Source organism: Kitasatospora sp. NPDC043949, from assembly GCF_056435365.1.
This window is the reverse complement of record NZ_JBWKEQ010000092.1, coordinates 1-16,791: the sequence shown is the minus strand read 5'-3', so window position 1 is coordinate 16,791 and position 16,791 is coordinate 1. Positions and strand designations below refer to the sequence as shown.

At 70.0% G+C, this 16,791-nt stretch carries 16 protein-coding genes and 3 pseudogenes; 11 read left to right on the top strand and 8 right to left on the bottom strand.

Translation table 11 applies throughout. From position 1 onward, the window contains the following. Window positions 1-331: 331 nt before the first annotated feature. Window positions 332-592 carry a hypothetical protein gene (locus AC07AL_RS37735; RefSeq protein ID WP_400812360.1) on the top strand — a complete coding sequence of 87 codons (261 nt, stop codon included), beginning with the start codon at window positions 332-334 and terminating at the stop codon, window positions 590-592. A 485-nt stretch (window positions 593-1,077) separates the two neighbouring features. On the opposite strand, the pseudogene AC07AL_RS37730 reads toward AC07AL_RS37735, so the two are convergent. Then, window positions 1,078-1,185, bottom strand: a pseudogene (locus AC07AL_RS37730) (alpha/beta hydrolase); the annotation flags it as partial. Window positions 1,186-1,269: 84 nt separating this feature from the next. Between AC07AL_RS37730 and AC07AL_RS37725 the strand changes: the two are divergent. Both AC07AL_RS37725 and AC07AL_RS37720 read left to right on the top strand, forming a co-directional pair. Continuing rightward, a pseudogene (locus tag AC07AL_RS37725) lies at window positions 1,270-1,879 on the top strand (MmyB family transcriptional regulator). A 10-nt stretch (window positions 1,880-1,889) separates the two neighbouring features. After that, window positions 1,890-2,516 carry a TetR/AcrR family transcriptional regulator gene (locus AC07AL_RS37720; protein ID WP_478319525.1) on the top strand — a complete coding sequence of 209 codons (627 nt, stop codon included), beginning with the start codon at window positions 1,890-1,892 and terminating at the stop codon, window positions 2,514-2,516. Window positions 2,517-2,915: 399 nt separating this feature from the next. Here the strand turns inward: AC07AL_RS37720 and AC07AL_RS37715 are convergent, their stop codons facing one another. The 3 genes from AC07AL_RS37715 to AC07AL_RS37705 are packed head-to-tail and all read right to left on the bottom strand — an operon-like array spanning window position 2,916 to window position 6,192. Further along, window positions 2,916-3,401, bottom strand: coding sequence for a VOC family protein (locus tag AC07AL_RS37715; protein WP_363589351.1), 486 nt, complete (start codon window positions 3,399-3,401; stop codon window positions 2,916-2,918). Window positions 3,402-3,403: 2 nt separating this feature from the next. Next, window positions 3,404-4,675, bottom strand: a complete 1,272-nt coding sequence (locus AC07AL_RS37710; RefSeq protein WP_363589349.1) for an amidohydrolase family protein — start codon at window positions 4,673-4,675, stop codon at window positions 3,404-3,406. Between the two features lie 26 nt (window positions 4,676-4,701). Then, a complete protein-coding gene (locus AC07AL_RS37705; RefSeq protein ID WP_478319524.1) occupies window positions 4,702-6,192 on the bottom strand; it encodes an FAD-dependent monooxygenase in 1,491 nt (496 codons plus the stop codon). 260 nt (window positions 6,193-6,452) lie between these two features. Between AC07AL_RS37705 and AC07AL_RS37700 the strand changes: the two genes are divergently transcribed. From AC07AL_RS37700 to AC07AL_RS37680, 5 genes are all read left to right on the top strand, one after another. Further along, window positions 6,453-7,916 carry a DUF2971 domain-containing protein gene (locus AC07AL_RS37700; RefSeq protein ID WP_363589345.1) on the top strand — a complete coding sequence of 488 codons (1,464 nt, stop codon included), beginning with the start codon at window positions 6,453-6,455 and terminating at the stop codon, window positions 7,914-7,916. A gap of 188 nt (window positions 7,917-8,104) precedes the next feature. Continuing rightward, window positions 8,105-8,290, top strand: a complete 186-nt coding sequence (locus tag AC07AL_RS37695; RefSeq protein ID WP_363589343.1) for a hypothetical protein — start codon at window positions 8,105-8,107, stop codon at window positions 8,288-8,290. Window positions 8,291-8,524: 234 nt separating this feature from the next. After that, window positions 8,525-9,355, top strand: a complete 831-nt coding sequence (locus AC07AL_RS37690; protein ID WP_400985810.1) for a DUF4279 domain-containing protein — start codon at window positions 8,525-8,527, stop codon at window positions 9,353-9,355. A gap of 14 nt (window positions 9,356-9,369) precedes the next feature. Continuing rightward, the gene (locus AC07AL_RS37685; RefSeq protein WP_400985808.1) at window positions 9,370-9,699 is read left to right on the top strand and encodes a hypothetical protein; all 330 of its coding nucleotides are present in this window, start codon (window positions 9,370-9,372) and stop codon (window positions 9,697-9,699) included. 65 nt (window positions 9,700-9,764) lie between these two features. Continuing rightward, complete coding sequence (locus tag AC07AL_RS37680) at window positions 9,765-10,160, top strand: hypothetical protein (protein ID WP_400812372.1); 396 nt, start codon at window positions 9,765-9,767, stop codon at window positions 10,158-10,160. 77 nt (window positions 10,161-10,237) lie between these two features. Here AC07AL_RS37680 and AC07AL_RS37675 read toward each other — a convergent pair whose 3' ends face one another. From AC07AL_RS37675 to AC07AL_RS37665, 3 genes are read right to left on the bottom strand one after another with little or no spacing between them, the layout of a single operon-like run. Then, complete coding sequence (locus AC07AL_RS37675) at window positions 10,238-10,831, bottom strand: DUF6262 family protein (RefSeq protein ID WP_400985806.1); 594 nt, start codon at window positions 10,829-10,831, stop codon at window positions 10,238-10,240. Next, window positions 10,831-13,035 carry a tyrosine-type recombinase/integrase gene (locus AC07AL_RS37670; RefSeq protein ID WP_478319523.1) on the bottom strand — a complete coding sequence of 735 codons (2,205 nt, stop codon included), beginning with the start codon at window positions 13,033-13,035 and terminating at the stop codon, window positions 10,831-10,833. The genes AC07AL_RS37675 and AC07AL_RS37670 overlap by 1 nt, the downstream gene beginning before the upstream one ends. Beyond that, window positions 13,032-14,153, bottom strand: a complete 1,122-nt coding sequence (locus AC07AL_RS37665; protein WP_478319522.1) for a tyrosine-type recombinase/integrase — start codon at window positions 14,151-14,153, stop codon at window positions 13,032-13,034. Before AC07AL_RS37665 ends, AC07AL_RS37670 begins: the two co-directional genes overlap by 4 nt. A gap of 115 nt (window positions 14,154-14,268) precedes the next feature. Here AC07AL_RS37665 and AC07AL_RS37660 point away from each other — a divergent pair, with 115 nt between their 5' ends. Both AC07AL_RS37660 and AC07AL_RS37655 read left to right on the top strand, forming a co-directional pair. Next, entirely contained in the window at window positions 14,269-14,697 is a 429-nt protein-coding gene (locus AC07AL_RS37660) for a GmrSD restriction endonuclease domain-containing protein (protein ID WP_478319521.1), read from the top strand. Continuing rightward, window positions 14,694-14,996 (top strand): hypothetical protein, encoded by a 303-nt coding sequence (locus AC07AL_RS37655; RefSeq protein WP_400812382.1) that lies wholly within the window; start codon window positions 14,694-14,696, stop codon window positions 14,994-14,996. The genes AC07AL_RS37660 and AC07AL_RS37655 overlap by 4 nt, the downstream gene beginning before the upstream one ends. A 1,180-nt stretch (window positions 14,997-16,176) precedes the next feature. Here AC07AL_RS37655 and AC07AL_RS37650 read toward each other — a convergent pair. Continuing rightward, window positions 16,177-16,425 (bottom strand): hypothetical protein, encoded by a 249-nt coding sequence (locus AC07AL_RS37650; protein ID WP_363589329.1) that lies wholly within the window; start codon window positions 16,423-16,425, stop codon window positions 16,177-16,179. A 50-nt stretch (window positions 16,426-16,475) separates the two neighbouring features. Here AC07AL_RS37650 and AC07AL_RS37645 point away from each other — a divergent pair. Beyond that, window positions 16,476-16,679, top strand: a pseudogene (locus AC07AL_RS37645) (hypothetical protein); the annotation flags it as partial. Window positions 16,680-16,791 lie beyond the last annotated feature (112 nt).

Here is a 16,791-nt window from a genome sequence, read left to right as displayed (position 1 = left end):
CTCGACCCCTGGCACACCCTCCAACGCTACTGGCACGCCTGGTCGCAAACGCCCCCGCCACCCGAACTCCAAGCCCTCATCACCTCGTTGGCCACCGGCCGAGCCCTTGATCTCTACTTACGGGTTTAACAAACCACCGCTAAGCTGAGCGTGAGGGCAGGAGCTGCGGCCGCGTACCTCGTTCGGGCACTCACGGTCGTGCCTGGCCACCGGCGGCTGGCCTCTGGCCCAGACTCGTTGCTGCCAGCGCACTTCGGGGGCCGAAGAGGTCCCCCTTCGGCAGTGAGAGGTCCAGCACGTGAAGATCCGACAGGCACTTGTCCCCGTTGTCTTGAGCGCCGTCGCGCTCGGCACCGTCGCGGCCACTGACGCCGCGGCCGCCCCGTCGCCTGCCAGGGCGACCACCTGCGGCCAGGCGGTCCGCAACACCCAGGGCGACCTCCGGCAGGCCGGAGCCCCGACCAACGCCACCACCTGGCAGGGAGTGCGCAACGCCGCGCAGAACTTCCTCAACAGCCACCCTTGGAGCAGTCCCGCCACCGACGTCATCAAGATCGACGTCAACGACCTGAACCGGTTGTGCGCGAAGTAGCAGGATTCGCGCTCAGCTGGTGACAGGCTCACTCCGGGGTCTGGAACACCAGACGCGCGATGTCCCGCCGGCTCGCGCTCACGTCTACGCGGTACCTGCGCGGTGCAGCGAAGCGTGGCCCGGTCGTCCCGTCGGTAGCCGCGTGGGGTGGTGGGGCCGCCGAGCCGCTCACGGCGGCCCCAACGATGCCGCCCGCCCCAACCGTCAGGCGGCAGACCATCCGGCACAGGCAGAACGCGCCCGGCCGGAGATCGCACCTTTCCGGTCGTGGGCCGAACGCGTTCTGGAACGATCACCGGGGTCGCGGGCAGGGGGCTTCGGGCAGGAGGGCTGCCGCGTGCAGCGGGTCCCGGGCTCGGGCGGAGCCCAGGTGGCGGACGGCGCTGACCTGCCAGGTTCCCACGCTATCGGGCAGAGCAGTGCCGAGCAGGGCGGGGCGGGTGATGGCCGTGACGTCGGTGATGGTGGCCGCCGGGGCCGTCTGTCTACGCGGTCTTGGCCAGGTGAGTCTCGAAAAAGTCGGTGAGCTTCGAGACCGCGGGGCCGACGTGCTGCTCCTTGTCGTAGAGGTCGACGTGGCTGGCTCCGTCGATGTCTCCGACGTCACGCAGGCCACGTCCGCCCGGCAGCCCGCCGGGCGAAGTGCCGACCCGAAACTGCACCAACTGCTCGACGGCATGTACGACATCCCCGCCATGATCCTCGACCGCCGCATGGATGTGCTGGCCTGGAACCGGGGCGCGGCAGCCCTGCTGGCCGACTTCGCCGCACTGCCCGAGCGCAAACGCAACCTGATCCGGCCAGCCTTCCTCGACGACGCCTACCGGTCCCTGTACGCGGACTGGGCACGCGCTGCCCGCGAGTGCGTCGAGGTCCTGCGGATGGAGGCCGGATGCACCCCAACGACCGGGCCTTGGCCGCCTGGTCGGCGAACCCACCGCCCGGGACGTGGACTTCCACACCTGGTGGGGAAGCCACCAGGTGCGCGGGCCCAGGCAGCTCACCAAGACCTACCGCCACCCGGTCATCGGCACCGTGACCCTGGACGTCCAGCAGTTCTCCGTCGACACGCAGCCCGACCAGCAACTCGTCGCCTACACGGCTCCTTTGGACTCGCCCTCCCAGGAGGCGCTGCGCTTCCTCCTCCAGTGGTCGGCCCGCCCACCCGCACGACCGGACGATCACACCACGGACCGTGGCCTCAGCCGGCGATGGGTTCTCCCCGGCTCCAGCGGACCTGGTCGTGGCCCCGCTGAACCTGAAACGGGAACAGGCGTTTTCGTTTAGAGTTTGGGGTATGCCCCGACTGAGTGACGAAACCCGGGAGGAGCGGCGGCGCCACATCCTCACCAGCGCCTGGCACTGCTTCTCCCGTGACGGATTCCACGCCACGTCGATGGACGACGTGATCACCGCGACCGGCATGTCCTCCAGCGCGGTGTACCGGTACTTCCGCAGCAAGGACGACCTCATCTTGGCCGCCGCGGACGAGTCCCTGGCGCTGGTCCGCAACCTGTTCAGCGGGCTGCTGGAGCAGCGTCCCACCCCGTCGCCGGCCCAGGTCGTGGCCGCGATGGTGGCCGAGCTGCGCGACCGCGACCCGGGGCAGGGTGACGACCTGCGGCGCATCGCCATCCAGGCGTGGGGGGAGGCGCTGCGCAGGCCGGAGCTGGCGGAGCGGACCCGTTCGTTCTACCTGGACGTGCGCGGCAGTCTCGCCGAGCTGGCCTGGCGGTGGCGCGAGGAGGGGCGGCTCGGGCCGCAGGCGGACCCGGAGGCGGTGGCGTCGGTGCTGATGTCCCTGATGCCGGGGCTGCTGGTCGGGCGCTACCTGGTGGACCCGGTCTCGGTGGACCGCATGGTCGAGGGCCTGTCGGCCCTCGCTTCGGCGTTCCCCCGGGAAGAGGGTGGAGACGGGCTGTGACCAGTGCGGCGGGTCCGTCGACTCGCGGGCGTTGAAGGGAAGTTCGGGCCTCCGGGTCGGGATGGCCCCGGCGGCCGCAGTGGTCCTGCGCGGCGGGGAGGACGGTCGCCGTGGTCGGCGTCGGCCGCGGCCGCGGCGGTTCGGCGGCCCGCCCCTCCGGCCGCAGGTGCGGCCGGGGCAGTGGAGGCGCTTGCCCCGGCCGGCGGCTGGCTGGCAGCCGCGCTTGGCTCCGTCAGCCCGGATGAACGCGCCGGCGTCTTCCGGGAGTTGCCGGTCACCAACGGACCGTGCCGAAGTCGTCCGACCGTAGTTCTGAACATCCCTTTCTCCGCCCGCGGCGCGGGGAGAGCGGGGTGTGGTGCCGCGGGCGGTCGGTCTGCCGGGGGCAGGGACCGGGGTTCACGGGGCGGGCGCCGTGCCCGGTGGGACGGGTGCGAGCCAGGGCGAGTCGTACTCGACGTGCTCGGGGCCCAGACCGTGGGGCGTGTTGGTGTAGAGGCGCAGGCGTAGCCCGTCGGGGTCGGGGACGACGAGGAGCCAGCCCGCGAGGGCGATGACCGGCGGTGAGTGGGGGACGTCGAGTGCGTCGAGGTGGGCGGTCCAGCGGTCGAGGGCGGGTCGGTCGTCGACGGCGAGGGTGAGGAAGTCGTAGCCGTTCAGGGCGGCGCAGGTGGCCGGGTCGAGGCGCAGTTCGAGGCGGGTGCCCAGGCCGGGGGCGTCGAGGATGACGGCGAAGAGGGTGCCGTCGGGGCGGCGGTGGTCGAGTGCCTCGATGCGGTGGGCGCCGAGGACCGCGGTGTACCAGCGGGCGCTGCGTTCCAGGTCGGTGACGGGTAGCTTGAGGTGGTGGATGCCCGCGTGGGGCGGGGCGGTGGTGGGGTTCATGGTCAGCTCCGGATCTCTTCGGCGCCGGTGGTGACGAGGGCGGGGCGGTCGACGGGGGTGCCGCGGCGCCACAGGTGGGTGATGGCGCGCAGGGCGGTGATGTCGCGGGTGGGGTCGCCTTCGACGAGGAGCAGGTCGGCGCGCAGTCCGGGTGCGATGCGGCCCCGGTCGGTGAGGGCGAAGGCGTCGGCGGGGGCGGCGGTGGCGGCGGTCAGTGCCTGGGTGGGGGTGAGTCCGGCGGCCACCAGCAGGGCGAGTTCGCCGTGGTAGCTGATGCCGTGGGTGGTGGGGTGGCCCATCCCGCCGGTGCCGTCGGTGCCGGCCAGCAGGGGGACGCCGAGGTGGAACATGCGTAGGGCTGCGTCGGCGGCGTGGGCCGGGTCCATCCGGATCGGGCCGACGCGCTCGGCGGGGTTCGTGGTGCGGATGCGGTTGAGTTCGGTGAGCCATCGTGCCTCGGCGTAGGGGCGCAGCCGGGGGTCGTCGGCGAGTGCGTACTCGGCCGGGGTGGGGGTCATGCCGGTGAGTGCGGTCAGGGTGGGGACGACGAAGACGCCGTGTGCGGCGGCTGCTTCGATCAGGTCGTCGCTGCAGGGGCCGTCGGCGGGGGCGTGGGCGAGGCCGTCGATGCCGCAGGCGATGGCCTGGCGGGTGGCGGTGCGGGTGAGGGTGTGGGCGACGGTGCGCAGGCCGTGTTCGTGGGCGGCGTGCACCAGGGCGGTGACGGTCTGCGGGGACATCAGGGGCATCGGGTGGCCGATGGCGGTGCCGTCCTCGATGAAGATTTTGAGGTGGTCGGCGCCTTCGGCGACCCGGGCCTCGACGAAGGCGTCGGCGTCCTGCCATCGGGCGAGGGTGGGGAAGGGCTCGAGCAGGCCGGATGCGACCAGCTGGCCGGGGTGTCCGCCGGGGGCGGTGGCTCCGGTGGTGGCGACGCGCAGGTCGGCGAGGTCGTCCCGGTCGCCTGCGGCGGCCCGCAGTCGGCGGGCTGTTGCGGGTGCGCCGCCCATGTCGAGTTCGGTGGTGATGCCGAACAGGAGGGACTGGCGGAGCTGTCCGGTGTCGGTGGCGTGGGTGTGGGCGTCGATCAGGCCGGGGAGCAGGGTGCGGCCGGTTGCGTCGATGACGTGCGCGTCCTCGGGCAGGGGCAGGGCGTTGCCGACGGCGGTGATGGACGGGCCCTGGATCAGGACGTCGCGGGCCGGGTGGAGGCGGGTGCCGTCGAAGACGGCGGCCCGGCGGATGAGGGTGGGGCGGGAGGCGGGAGTGGTCATGTCCGTGACTCCTTCGAGCGTGCGGTTCAGGCCGCGGGCTCCAGGGGCAGGTGGTCGGCCAGGTGGGCGAGGACCTCGCCGGGCGTGGCCGGCAGGCCGTGGGCGGCGAGGTAGCCGTCCGGGCGGACCAGCAGGGTGGTGTCCAGTGCGGGGATGTGCCGGACCGTCAGGAGGCCGTGCAGCGCGGACGTGTCCGGGGCGGCGGTCGGTTCGGCGGGTGCGCCGGGCAGGGCCAGGGTCCAGTGCAGGCCGTCCGGGGGGACGAGCCGTGGGCTGACCCGCGTGCCGGGGCGCGGGGTGCCGAGGTCGGGCTGGTCGGTGTAGCCGATGTCGAGCTGGGCGAGCTTGGCGGCGATCCAGTCGGTGATCCCCGGGGTGCCGGCGGCGGCGGACAGCAGGGCGTTGCGCCGCAGGCAGGCGGCCGGGTCGGTCAGGGCGGCGACCTCGGCGAAGCGGGCGGTGAAGGAGATGAGTGCGCGGGCGACGGGGTGCCGCTCCCGGTGGTAGCTGTCCAGCAGCTCCTCCGGTGCCATCGCGCTCAGGACGGCGTGCAGCTTCCAGGCCAGGTTCCCGGCGTCCTGGATGCCGGTGTTCATGCCCTGCCCGCCGGCGGGGCTGTGGGTGTGGGCGGCGTCGCCGGCCAGCAGGACGGGCCCGGCGCGAAACGACTCGGCGACCCTCTCCTGCACCCGGTACGTCGAGGCGGCGACCACCTCGGCGACCCGCGCCGCCTCCCGCGCGGGACCGCGCTCGGACAGCAGCCGCTCGACGTCCCCCGCGCACGGCGCGGCCGATCCGGGCGCGGCGGGGGCGACCAGCCGGTGCAGGCCGCCGGCGAGCGGCGAGAGCAGCAGCATGCCCGCCCCGGAGAGGAAGAACGTGGGGTCCTCGCAGGCCGCGGCCCGCGTGCCGGCCTGGAGGCGGACATCGGCGAGCGCGAACAGCTGCTCCCGCGCGTCGCCGGGGAAGGCGATGCCCGCCGCCGTGCGCACCGTAGTGTGCAGGCCGTCGCAGCCGACCAGGTAGCGGGCGGACACGGCGCGCACCACCCCGTCCGGGCCGGCGACCGTCGCCATCACGCCGGGATGGTCGGGGGTGATGCCGAGCAGGCGGTGGCTGCGGTGGACGGCGCCACCCAACTCCTCCAGCCGCGCGAGCAATTGCTCTTCGGTGGTCTGCTGGGAGGCCAGCAGCATGTACGGGTGGGGGGTGTCCAGCTGGTCGAAGCAGGCCCGCAGGAGCGTCCGGTCACGGTCGTGGAGGCAGAACCCGCGCGCCTTCGTCCCGGCCCGGACGAGCGGGGCGCCGACGCCGATCCGGTCCAGGTACTCCAGGGTGCGGGGCTGGACGGCCGCCGCTCTGCTGCCGGTCCCGATCCCGGCACCCCGGTCGATCAGGACATGGGCCACACCCAGCTGACGCAGGCTCACCGCCAGCGCCAGGCCGGCGGGACCGGCCCCGACGATCAGCACAGCGGTCTGGCAGGGAAGAGGCTCGACAGGCGGTAAGGCGGTCATGACACGCTCCTCGCCGTACAGGAGGGCGGCCGCCGGAGGGCTCCCGGCAGCAGCACACAACCAGCGAAAACGAACGTTTCCGTTCATCTCGACGGTAGCAACCCATCCCTCATAGCGCAAACGGTCGTTTCGCTTTGGGATGGGATCGCCAGCTCACCCTATGCCATTATCGTCATTTCGACGATAATGGCATAGGGTGAGGACACCGGAAGGCCTGTCCCGAGGGGGGACCCGCCGGTTGAGCGACAGAAGAAGGTCGGATGTCCAGGTCACGGCAGGTGGGGACGCTCCAGGACTCCTTCGAGGCGTTCGGCGAGCACGGCGCCCGGAGGACGAAGCCGACGGAGACCGGCGATCTGTACCACTACACGAGCGCCGACGCGGCGATCACCGGGATCCTCACCACGGGGACGCTGCGCCTGGGCCCGTTCGAGTCGATGAACGACCTGTGGGAGGCAGACCCGTTCCCTCCCGTTCTCAGCGTCCACGAGGACGACCAGGCCGACGTCGATGCCGCCGGCTGGGTCTGGGAGGAGATCGACCGCAGCATCCGGCTGCACACCAAGGTCGCCTGCCTCACCCGGGACTTCGTCTTCCCTCCCTACACCCTCGACCCGAACGCGCTGCGCGGGTGGGCGCATCTGTCGCTGTGGGCCCACTACGCGGGCCGTCACAGCGGTATCTGCCTGCGGTTCGACCGCGACAGGCTCATCGCCGCCTTCGACCGCGCGGGAATCGACGACGACCTACGGTTCCACGGGCCGGTGTCCTACAACCTCATGGACAAAGCGGTCGACGCCCGGGGGTTCGACCTCGGGCAGGCCAAGGCCTTCGGGGTGGACGCCCTCGCCCGCGTCTACGCCCGGGACACGGCGGAGCAGCTCTTCTTCCGCAAGCACTACGACTGGTCGAACGAGAACGAATACCGCCTGATCCTGGTGGACCAGTCCCTCCAACACAACAGCATCGACATCCGCGGCGCGCTGACCGAGGTGGTCCTCGGCCACCGGTTCCCCGCCGGCCGTGTGGCGGCACTGCGGGAAGCCCTGCAGCGCTACCCGGACGTGGAGGTCGTGCGGCTGCTGCACCACAGCCGAACGCTGTCCCTCGTGCCCGAACTTCCGCCCCCGCCGCCGGAGGCGCCGTCGTCCATGGCCAAGGACCCCGCCACCCTGCTCGACCGGATCGCCGCCCTCGACACGGCCGAGGAGGAGGCGATGCGCCTGCGCTACGAGGCGATCGAAGACTTCTCCCACCTGATCAGCGAGATCAGTGCCGGGGCGACACGCATCGCCGCCGACCTCGACGCCTGGCCGCGGACCGAGGTGACCAGCGTCGACACCGCCACGGCCGTGCCCGACGGGCAGCGGCGCCGACGTTCTGGGGTCCCTGGAGAACGGGTCTACCTCGAACGAGGCCAGCGGATCAGCGTTCACCACGTACTCGGCACCCAGGAGACGCCCGACGAGGCCCGCGAACTCGCAGTGTCGGTCGCCTTCCAGGTCCTCGACCAGAGGCGGCTCCGCCTCCACGCGCAGATCGCCCTCTCCCGGCCGGGCGGTCCCTCCGAAGAGAGGTGGCGGTATCAGCAAGAGGCCGAAGCGACGCAGGCCAAGGCCGCCCTGGCCTCGATCCTCACCGAACTGCACAACGCCGCCCTCGCCACCCACACGGCCTTCGATGCCGCGCGGGGCCTGCCCGTCGAAACCGCGAACCAGGGCTGACAGCCGCCCCGGACGGCGGTACCCCGCTATCCGCGGAAGCCCGGGTACTGGCGCGAGAGCCCCGGCGAGTCCGCCAGTACCCGAACAGCTGAGGTACTGGCCCTCTCGGCGTCAACCTTGGACAGTTGGCGCGCCGCTGGTCAGGTGAACAGTCGTCACCCGACACCCGGGGCCGGTACAGCTTGACCATGATCACCACTGCCGCGTGGCGCCGCGCCACCACCGTCCTCGCCACGCTCGTCCTGACCGCTCTGCCGGCCGCAGGTCCCGCCTTCGCCGGCACCACCGCCCCCGCCGCCGCGGCGACAGCCACCCACCGCACGCTGCCCGAGCCCCGCCCGTCGATGTCGCGCGCGATGAACTGGCCGACCTGACCGTGGCCGAGCCTCACTCCATGGAGGGCTACAGCCGTACCAAGTTCCCTCACTGGGCCAAGCAGTACGGGGAGTGCGACACCCGCGTTATCTGCACTGCTGGTTCCGGAGACTCACGGAAAGCCAGTGGCAGTACAGCAATGTAGCTGAAGATCGCTGTCTGAGGCACGTGAGGCACAGCAGCTCCGGAGAAACCTGCTGGCCAGGTGCGCGGTGACCTGTCATGGTGTCGCCGTGTCTGACGAATCGATAGAGCTGTCGCCGATGCCGGGCACGAAGTGGTCGGCTGGATCCCTGCGGATCACGAGCTGGACTGTCCGCGCGAGTGAGATCTCGGTGCGGCTGGGCATTACCCCTGATCACGAGTACGAGCGGGGAAGCCTCTCAAGTCCACGGAACCCACTCAGCCGTCGGCGTGGGGCCGCCGTCTGGATTCTCAAGAGTGGCCTGGACAACGACCGATGTCCAGAGGATCACGTCGCCGAACTCCTCCGTCGTCTGGTCGGCAAGCACGACGAATTGGCGAGCCTGGCCGCCGACTGCAAGCTGGAGTTGTTCCTCGGCTTCGGCAGTGAGAGCGGCCAGGGCGGATGCGCTCTCCCCTCCGCGCTCCTTCGAGAGGCCGGAGACCTCGGCCTCGACATCGCGCTGGACCTGTACCCACAGGCACCCGACGACTATGCCGGTCCCGATGACGCGGCCGATGATCCTGACCGGCCCGACGCCGAGGCAGGATGGCACGGCCCCTTCTATCGAGTCCGCAACAACGACTTCGAGATCCGCTTCCTCCCGGATCCGCACGAGGATCTCGACGACGTCTGCAACACCGATGCCGAAGTCCTCCTCCCTGACGGATCACGGTGGGGCGCGACGATCCTGACCGTCGACGAAGTCGGCCGGCTGATGAATCGGTGGGACGGCACCGGAGAGGCCCTGGGTGGCAGGTACTTCTCATGCTCTGACGGCCTGATCGTCCGTTCCCCAGGCATCGCGGGAATGGTGGATGTGATCGTCGGGCTGCTGGAGGCTGGAGAACTCCAGCACACCTTCAAACGACTGGACTGATTGGCATCTGATGCATGATCTCGAACGTGAACGAACCGGAACTGGACCTCCTCTCACGACTGTGGGAGGAGCACATTCGCGCGAGGTTCCCGGCCCATCTTCGTGGTCAGGACATCGAGGGCCAAGACATGGTGCTGCTGGACGCGGACACCGCTGGCTGTGTCTCCTCGTCACTGTCGGGGCCCCTTGATGAGAAGCGCCGCAGCATCCTCCTCGGGTGCCTTGGGGCCCTTGAAAAGGTCGTTCCGTCGATCGGTGATGAGGGCGGCGCGATCGAGTACTACGAGCGCTTGCGGGAGATGGCCGCGCTGGCAGTCGAGCTCGGAAATGCCAAGGCCGGGTAGTGTCCGGCAATTCGGGGTGGGCGCCCGTGTAGCCTGCCCGCTCGTTCGATTTGGGGGGCAGCTTTGTGATCCACCTTCCAGATGGGTCCTGGTGGGACTGGGACGTTGTCAGCGGGAACGCCGGTCGGCTGCGGCTGGGCGCCGGCCACGACCTGTCGTACCACCACGGCCTGGAGCTGGTCTTCAGCGACCCGGTCTTCGTCATATGTCCCGCTTCATTCCACGATCCGACGTTCCGCGAGCCGACACCCGCGGAGGCCCGGATCGTGTCTCGGCAGGTTGGTGAAACACCTGAGGTGTTGGTCGCCTTCGAGGCCGATGCGGGAGGACCTGAACCCGCCTCCGGCTTGATCGCGGCCCGGCAGCTCGACATCGTCCAGGGAACCGTCTTCCGGTACTGGCGCGAGAATCTGGAGGCTGGGGAACGCCTTGCCCCTTGGGTGCGTCCGCCGGAAGCATGACCGCGGACTCGTAGCCGGGTGGTGCTTCTGGCCAGCTATCTGGCCAGAAGCACCGGCGAGGTTGTGGGCTCCGGCGGCTATCGAGCCGAGCTTGGAACCGCTCGAATGGATCGTGCGAGGGCTCTACGGACCGCGGTGACCTCGTCTTCCAGCTCGACTGTGCGACGTTCGAGCCTTCCAGCTCGCGCGGTCTGCTCGGCAAGTTCGGAGATCAGGAGCGCGTTGTGGCTCTCCAGGTCCCGAATGCGGCGGAGAAGTTCGGTTCGCTGGACGTCGTCGATCTCAGCGCCGAGGGCGAGCCTGACCCGATCCTGGAGTCGGTCCCGTTCCGTCTTCAGGCCCTTGATCTCTTCGCGGGCGAGTGCGAGGTCGGTCTGCAGGCTGGCTTCGCTGACCCGTTGCTTCGGGAGAATGGCTGCGGCCGGAATGCCGTGCCGGGCCTGTTCCTGGACGGCAGCTTGCACCGCCTGGTGGACGTCCGGACTGTTGTAGACGAACCAGGTGGAGACGGCGGCCTTGCGGGCCACGCGCGCGACCGTAATCCGCTCGCCTGCGGCGACGAGGCCGGCGACGGCGTCGAGGCTCCGCTTGGTCTTGGCCTTGCTGTCGGCGGTCCGTGCCTGCCGCAGCCGCTCTACGCGGGCCTCGCGGGCAACGGTCGTCGGATCCATCACGGGGCCCTCCTGATGTCCAGAGTGTCACCGGGGAAGAACGCCTGAGAGGCGCGGACCTTCCGCAGCTCCTTCGACGCCGCCTCCACCGCATCCCGTTCCTGCGGTGACAGACCAGCCAAGCGCTCGTCCATCTCGGCCAAGACCTTTGCGTATGCCTCCAGTTGGTGCTCGAAGTTCGCCAGCACCCAGTCCGCGGCGCCCATGGCCGTCGCTGCCTCCCGATCTGCTCGCAGATCGGCGATGGTCTGCTCCAGTGCCGGACGGTAGGAGGGGTCGGGCTCGTAGAAGTCGCAGCCGGCGCACTGAAAGCGGATGCGGCAGTGCCCGCCGCCGGCCTTGACGTTGCTGGGCTCGGTGCATCCTCCGTTCGGCACCGCCACGGATCGCAGCTCGTAGGCGAGCGGGTCGTTGGAGCCTCTCGGGTTCCCGTGACGGTCGGCGGCGAGTACCGCCACCGTTTCGACGGCCTTGCGACGCCGCTCCTGGGAGACGGTGTAGTAGCCCATGGTGACGTCGAGTGAGCGGTGGTCCATGAGCTTGCACAGCACGTCGATGGCGGTTCCGGCATCGGCGTGCCGCTGTGCGTAGGCATGTCGCAGGCCGTAGGCGATGGTCTCCGAACGGCGGTAGGGGACCTGGTCGCCGTTGTCGTCGAGGCGGTTGTCGAGGAGTTCGGGGATGCCGTCAACCCAGTCGCGGAAGACCCTGGCGGAGAAGTAGTGAGCGGTCAGGTACCTGACGCGGGATCTGCGTGTGGCTCCGGGTGCCGGGAAGAGCCACTCCTCGCAGCCCGGCATCTCCGGGAGACTGTCGCGGTGCTTCTGCCACTGCTGGATGTGCCGTGCGGTCTCCGGGCTGATCGGAAGGCGCCGGCCGTAACGTCTGCGTTTGCGGTTGTCGTAGATCAGGGACGGCTTGCCGTCGATCCACTGCAGACAGTCGCGCTTGAGCGAGGTGGCTTCCTCAGGACGGCGTCCGGTGTCGCGGATGATGCGGTAGACCTCCTGATACATGGCCGCGAAGTCGCCGGCTTGCCAGCCGGCGTGCTTGTAGGTGGATTCCGCGCCCATCAGGGGCAGGTACTGGTCGAGCCGCGCGATGACGTGTTCGGGGATCGCGCGGCCACTCTCGTCCTCGGTCATGTCGACGGCCTCGATGCCGTGCAGCTCGGGGCTGAGCGCGAAGACCCCCGGGATGTCGTCCATCAGGCCAGCCAGGCGCGCGTACTGAAGGAGTCGGCGCCACCAGCCCAGCATCGCCCTGCGCTGGGCCTGGGAGTAGGCGCTGCCGTTCTTTGGATTGCGGGCGATCTCGATGGCCTCGACAACAACGGTCATGTCGGCCAGGGCGAGCGCCTGCGGCCTCTCGGCGGCGGGCCTGGACGCCAGCGCGTTCGAGGCGAGCGCCGTGACGTTAGCCGTGCGCCTCAACTCCGACACGGTGGGCCGCACGGCTCGCCCGTACTCCTTAACGATCTCGCGCAGCCACCGTTGCCGGATCGGCCGGAAGTCCAGGTGCCCGCTGGCCGCGGGATAGCGGCGGTTCGGTGCGGACAGCAGCCCTACCAGCGCGCAGTCCCAGACGTCTCCGAGCGTCGGATCGACGCCGTCGTACTGAACGCGGGCCCGGCGGAGTCTGACCTGCATGTCGTTGACCAGGCTGTATGTGGTCTTGGGGAGGTGCGTGATGGACAACGGCATGCCGAGGTCCATCAGCGAGGACAGCCCTGGCGGGAGGTTGCGGACGATGCGGCGCATCAACGCGGGCACGACCGGGCGGTCCTCCTCGTCACGACGCTGAAGGCAGTAGAGGATCTCCGCCCGCACTGCTGTGGAGAGGTCCCCGAGAGCGAACTGTGACCGGCCCGGTTGCAGGCCATCCCCCACATTGGGCTGCCGCACCGCGGGCAGGGAGGGCGTGTGAGTCGTATCGAAGTCGGCCGGGTGACCGCGCCGTGCGCTGACAGCCCGACATGCTTCGCAGCGGGATGCTGGCGACTCGACCAGCACGCCGCAGGCCGTCACGCGGCAGGTGAAGGCCCGGGTCCGCGGGCTGTCCAGATCCGTGGTGAACAGCAGGCTGCCGGGATCCCACTCACCCGTCCGCCACTGGAGGTCGAGCCGGTCGGCGAGCCAGGCCGCCCAGTCGGTCCGTGCGACCTGGCTCGCGGGCAGTTCGGCGTAGTCGTGCGCGACGGTCATCGGATTCCTCCGGCTGCCACCAGATCGACTGCTGCACGCAGATCGTCGTCGCTGGCATGGAGGTAGACAGCCGTGCTGGCCGCGGAGACGTGACCGAGCAGAGTCTGCACCACGTCAGGGTCGATTCCCGCACGGATCCAGGCGGTCGCCGCTGTGTGCCGCATCATGTGCGGCCGGGCCCGGAACCCGCAACGGTTGCCGATCCGCTCGATGATCTGCTTGGCATTCGAATACGACATGGGCAAACCGGCATGGCGCGAGGCCAGATTCACGAACACGAAGTCGGATCCCGCGGCCTGCTGGACACCGTCGCGCTCAACGAGGTGGTCCCGGTAGGCGTTCACCACCCGCCTCTCGACGGGAACGTGCCGGTGCCTCCCCGATTTGGCGCGTGCACCGTTGCTGTTGTTCTGGCGGGGCCTGACGTGCACGTGCGCCCCGGCGATCTGGCAGCCCAGGTGCTGGGAGTCGGGCAGGAAGTGCATGTCCTCGCGCCGCAGGCCAAGCGCCTCGCCGATGCGCAGGCCGGTACCGAGGAGCAGCGCGAGCAGGAAGCGGTCGCGCGCGGTGCCGGCAGCCGAGAGGATCCGGTCGACCTGCCCGGTGAGTAGGACGGCGGGTGGCAGCTCGATCTCGGCTGCTTTCAGGACACGGGCGTTGACGCGTCGGAACTGTCCGTCTTCGCCTTCATTGAAGCCCTTCGGCGTGTACTGGAGGAACCGGGGCTCGCTGAGTGCGGACGCGACCTCGGGGGCCACGATGCCGGTCGCCGCACACCAGCGCAGGAACCCGCAGGCGGTGCCCACCACGGCATTGATGGTCTTACCGGTCGGCAGACGGAGGGTACGCGGGTCCGGCGTCTGCTCGATGTGGAACTTGTAGCGCGCCATCTCGCCGAGCGACACGGTCTTCCAGTCGGTGCCGCGTCCGGAACACCAGTTCAGGAACCGCCCGACGCGGGGCAGATAGTTCCGCTGAGTCTGCGGCGAGCGGTTCTTGGCGCGCAGGTGGATGGAGTACTCAAGGCTCTCCGGGTGAGGGATGTACGTCTCCTCGTCAACGAGGAGCCAGGTGACCGCCCCGGTGGCCGGGGATATCGCCTTCTCTGCTCTGAACATGCGGTGGTGCTCTCCTGCATCATCTGTGGATCTCGTCCCTCACCGTATGGTCGATATCAGCGAGGCACAGGGCGGCCTGCCCCTGTGGCCCACGTGGCACGGAGTCACGGAACGCATGCAGATAACCCGCGAGGTTGTCCTGGCGAGGGACGGCCAGGACGTCGTCCAGAACGAGAAGTGCCAGACCGTTGACGGCACCTGGATGAGCCCGTACGACGGCAAGGCCTTCACCAACTCAAAGGATCTTGACGTCGACCACGTCGTGCCGCTCGCGAACGCCTGGCGCAGTGGTGCCGATCTCTGGGACACGAGCACGAGGAAGGCGCTCGCGAACGACCTGGTGGAGCCTCAGCTGGTCTCGGTGTCCGCGGCCAGCAACCGCTCCAAGGGCGACAAGGGCCCGGACCTGTGGAAGCCGCCGCTGCGGTCGTACTGGTGCACGTACAGCAGGGCGTGGATCGAGGTGAAGAGCCACTACCAGCTCAACATCACCGCCCCCGAGAAGCAGGCCCTGTCCGACATGCTCGACACCTGCGACCAGTGACCGTCCCACCAAACGCCGAACGCCACCAGGCGCACGTGACCGCCGGACCCGGCGGAGTGATGACCGAAGAGGTCGGCTGCATCACCGGCGAGCTGACCGTCGTCACCACCGCCTTCCCGACCGGGCAGGCATGGGTCGCGGTCCAGACCCGCGGCGCCGACGAGTGGTACACCCTCACCGGCACCCCCACCCCCCTGCCCGCGGGTGAGTCCCTGGCCCACTACCACCAGCGTGTCCTCGACGCCGTCCGCACCGGCGGCGAAACCGTCGCACCGCCCGCGGCCGGCACCGGGCAGTAGGCCGTGATGCCGTCCCGGGGGGAGCCGCTCACCCCGGGACGGCGACGCCCACCCGCGCGTGCCCGCGACCACGCGTAGCAGCGCCCCGGCCCGCCGACGCCCCGACCGCCGCACCACGAGCCCGGTGGCCTCCACACCCTGCTCAGGGGATGGAGGCCACCGTCATGTTCCCGGCCGAAGTCACAGGTCGACGGGGATTGACCAGCCGACAGGGACGTGTAGAGTCCGCCAGTTTTAGCTTCTGTCGGCCTCTGGTTGCCATCGTGGTTTTCGGTCCCTGGAGCTACTTGACTGGCGTTCCTGACTTCCTACGTCCGGTGCCACGGACCCGCCCGGCCCTGCCCGGGGCGCCGCGTACACCAGAACGTCGCGTACGCCGCTGAGTCCGTGCCAGCCACGACTCGGAGGGAACCCATCATGACCACACGCTCTTCTCGGCGCCGGAACACGGCGCCGCGCACCGGCAGCACGAACAGGCCTCAGGCGGCGGGGCAGGAGCGGCCGGCCTGGCGTGATCCGAACCGGATGCTCGGTGCGATGCTGGCCAACGCCGGCTCCAGGCTGGCCGTCGCCACGCTGCTGTTCCTCGCACAGCATGTCGAGGTGACCTGGCACTGGCACCTGGGGACCGGTCCGCTGCCCGCTCGGGGGTCGGGCGCGGACCGGTCCCTCCAGAATGCGTGTGCAGGCAACGCGGCGCTCGATCAGGGAGTGTCGCCGGCCCAGTCCCAGCGGGACGGGTCCACGGGCCGGGGTTCGTAGTGGGACCGGCCGCCGGCACCGTAGGACCCAATCTCCGTGGAGATCTCGGTACTCGTGCCCCGGCCGGGGGCCGGGGTCGGGAACGTCGTGGTCGGCTCCGTAGACCCGGCCCAGGTGCGTGCCGTAGGACCAGATCTCGGGGAGGTGGCCCTCTGCAGCTTCTTCGGCGGCCTTCGCCGCGATGCGCAGGAACGTGGACAGCTTGTCGGCCGGGACGAGTTCTACCGCCAGCAGCGCCACTCCGACGGAGGCCTGGTGCGACGGGGGCAGGATGGCTCCGAACCCGCTCCTCCATGAGATCGGCGAGCGCACCGCGGTACCTGATGATGTCCATGCCGCCAGAAAGCACGGAGTCCTACTCAGGAGCTGGCGACCCGCCGGGCCTGAAACTAGTCGGACCACCATGCCCGGTGCAGCGTCATCTGGCCCGCGTCCGTTCAGCGATGGCCCCGCGCAGCCGGTCGGCGAGGTCGGCGCGCTTGGCGGGGGGGTACTCGAGGACGCCGTTGCCAAAGGCGAGGGCCTCGAACTGCTGCCGCTCGTAGGGCACGCCGTGGGGCGGGCGGGCGATGTGCCAGTGCAGGTGGCTGTTGCCGGCCTGGGAGCCGAGGGAGAACAGGTAGGTGCGCTCGCCGCCGAGGACGTCTTCGGCGGCGAGCGCGACCACGACCGGCGCGCGGTGGGGCTGGCCTCGCAGCCGTTCCTGGCAGCGGCCGGGCCGACAAGCGGTGGGTGGTGGAGCGGAGCCGCGCGTGGATGAACAGCTTCGGCAAGCTGCGGCGCTGCACTGAGGAACTCAGTCGCGTCGTGGACTTCCACCTCTGCCTGTCCGCTGCGATTGTCACACTGCGTATGCTCATCCGCCGCGCGACTGCGGGGATGGCCGCTCCACCACCAAGTGCCTGCGGTGACGCCTACTGACGGGTGTTCTTGGCTGTGGGCTGCGTCTTCTGGTTGTAGATCTCCTTGCCGTCTGCGTTGTAGGCATGGACGTAGGGGGCCGGGGGGAAGGAGTTCCGGTCGAGGCTGGTGG

What these genes read in the sequence shown, in the direction of transcription:
- AC07AL_RS37715 (WP_363589351.1), bottom strand. Translation starts at nt 3,401, where the DNA reads ATGAACCCCACCACCGCCCCGCCCCACGCGGGCATCCACCACCTCAAG.
- AC07AL_RS37720 (WP_478319525.1), top strand. Translation starts at nt 1,890, where the DNA reads ATGCCCCGACTGAGTGACGAAACCCGGGAGGAGCGGCGGCGCCACATC.
- AC07AL_RS37700 (WP_363589345.1), top strand. Translation starts at nt 6,453, where the DNA reads ATGTCCAGGTCACGGCAGGTGGGGACGCTCCAGGACTCCTTCGAGGCG.
- AC07AL_RS37685 (WP_400985808.1), top strand. Translation starts at nt 9,370, where the DNA reads ATGATCTCGAACGTGAACGAACCGGAACTGGACCTCCTCTCACGACTG.
- AC07AL_RS37670 (WP_478319523.1), bottom strand. Translation starts at nt 13,035, where the DNA reads ATGACCGTCGCGCACGACTACGCCGAACTGCCCGCGAGCCAGGTCGCA.
- AC07AL_RS37675 (WP_400985806.1), bottom strand. Translation starts at nt 10,831, where the DNA reads ATGGATCCGACGACCGTTGCCCGCGAGGCCCGCGTAGAGCGGCTGCGG.
- AC07AL_RS37695 (WP_363589343.1), top strand. Translation starts at nt 8,105, where the DNA reads ATGATCACCACTGCCGCGTGGCGCCGCGCCACCACCGTCCTCGCCACG.
- AC07AL_RS37705 (WP_478319524.1), bottom strand. Translation starts at nt 6,192, where the DNA reads ATGACCGCCTTACCGCCTGTCGAGCCTCTTCCCTGCCAGACCGCTGTG.
- AC07AL_RS37665 (WP_478319522.1), bottom strand. Translation starts at nt 14,153, where the DNA reads ATGTTCAGAGCAGAGAAGGCGATATCCCCGGCCACCGGGGCGGTCACC.
- AC07AL_RS37660 (WP_478319521.1), top strand. Translation starts at nt 14,269, where the DNA reads ATGCAGATAACCCGCGAGGTTGTCCTGGCGAGGGACGGCCAGGACGTC.
- AC07AL_RS37710 (WP_363589349.1), bottom strand. Translation starts at nt 4,675, where the DNA reads ATGACCACTCCCGCCTCCCGCCCCACCCTCATCCGCCGGGCCGCCGTC.